Raw genomic sequence first — 480 nt, 5'->3', positions numbered from 1 at the left:
CTTCTCTTACAGAGGGCACCGGGAGGGCACCCCTGTGGTGCCCGTTCCCCGCTGCCTGTGGGCTGTTCACCGCGTCCGGTAACGGGTCAGGCCGACCGTGGAATACCGCAGCCGTCGTCTGTTTGACGGCAAGGTTATGCCGCGAAAGCGGCTTGAAGGGCGTTCATCAGAAAAGGGCGACAGGCTGGCGTACACTGTCACCGACGCCAGCCGGGAGCGGTAAAAGCGCCCGTCCCGTGCCCGCCGGACGCGGGACACTGACCACAGGCAGCGTTTATGCCGCGCCGCGTCAGCCGGCGCAGTAAAAAGAGGAGCATGGCGACATCCTTTACCGGAAAAGAAACGGGCAGTTGCCCGCCCGTCTCCGTCATACTTCATCCACCGTAATGCGCCACCTTGTCGACTATCCACGCAGGTCCGGTGACTTCCGGCAGCTCATCGTCATCTGTCGGGGAAGACCATTCCAGTTCCCCCCACAGC

The 480-nt window shown here is 63.1% G+C and carries 1 protein-coding gene and 1 pseudogene; both read right to left on the bottom strand.

The window, feature by feature from the left end; translation table 11 throughout:
• Window positions 1-66: 66 nt before the first annotated feature.
• Complete coding sequence (locus BEB54_RS28245) at window positions 67-378, bottom strand: hypothetical protein (RefSeq protein ID WP_032236158.1); 312 nt, start codon at window positions 376-378, stop codon at window positions 67-69.
• Window positions 375-480: pseudogene (locus tag BEB54_RS29650) on the bottom strand (DUF1281 domain-containing protein); the annotation flags it as partial. The gene BEB54_RS28245 and the pseudogene BEB54_RS29650, both read right to left, overlap by 4 nt.

It is taken from the genome of Escherichia sp. MOD1-EC6021, assembly GCF_002965245.1.
Classification (GTDB): domain Bacteria; phylum Pseudomonadota; class Gammaproteobacteria; order Enterobacterales; family Enterobacteriaceae; genus Escherichia; species Escherichia coli_F.
The sequence above is the reverse complement of the archived record's forward strand: the minus strand, read 5'-3'. Positions and strand labels throughout refer to the sequence as shown.